Here is a 396-nt window from a genome sequence, read left to right as displayed (position 1 = left end):
CTATGGCCGGGCTTTCCATCCCGTTCTGCTAACAATGCTGCTAAAGAGTACAAGGCTCTTCCCATTTCGTTCGCCACTACTTTGGGAATCTCGGTTGATTTCTGTTCCTGCAGCTACTTAGATGTTTCAGTTCGCCGCGTTCGCTTCCCTGACCTATGTATTCAGTCAGGGATGACCCATTCGGGCCGGGTTTCCCCATTCGGACATCTCCGGATCAAAGCTCGTTTGCCAGCTCCCCGAAGCTTTTCGCAGGCTACCGCGTCCTTCATCGCCTGTAATCGCCAAGGCATCCACCACATGCACTTGTTCGCTTGACCCTATAACGAGTGTGTCTCTAGGACACGACCGTCATAGGTCTGAGTTCTCGCGTTTGTGCCGTATTCCAAGTCATCTGGC

At 52.8% G+C, this 396-nt stretch carries 1 rRNA gene; it reads right to left on the bottom strand.

Annotated elements, in window-relative coordinates:
- Positions 1–317 (bottom strand): 23S ribosomal RNA (locus FLW16_RS43190); the annotation flags it as partial.
- Positions 318–396 lie beyond the last annotated feature (79 nt).

Source organism: Microbispora sp. KK1-11 (assembly GCF_006874435.1).
GTDB lineage: Bacteria > Actinomycetota > Actinomycetes > Streptosporangiales > Streptosporangiaceae > Microbispora > Microbispora catharanthi.
This window is presented reverse-complemented; position numbering and strand designations above follow the sequence as displayed.